The following is a 318-nucleotide window of genomic DNA, read 5'->3' on the forward strand; positions in this document are numbered from 1 at the left end:
CCGCAGGGTGGTTTCAACCGTGACCGTGACGACCGCGGCGGCTACCGTCGCGATGACCGTCCGCAGGGCGGTGGCTTCCGCCGTGACGACCGCCCGCAGGGTGGGTTCCGTCGGGACGACCGTGATGACCGTCCGCGTCGTGACGACCGCCCGTCGTACCGCGACCGTGACGACCGTGGCGGTGACCGCGGCGGGTTCCGCCGTGATGACCGTCCGCAGGGTGGTGGCTTCCGTCGGGATGACCGTCCGCAGGGTGGTTTCAACCGTGACCGTGACGACCGCGGCGGCTACCGTCGCGATGACCGTCCGCAGGGCGGT

Annotated in this window: 1 pseudogene; it reads left to right on the forward strand. The window is 71.7% G+C overall.

The window, feature by feature from the left end:
* Window positions 1-318, forward strand: a pseudogene (locus ACWCYO_RS40570) (DEAD/DEAH box helicase); the annotation flags it as partial.

This window comes from Kitasatospora sp. NPDC001683 (assembly GCF_053596495.1).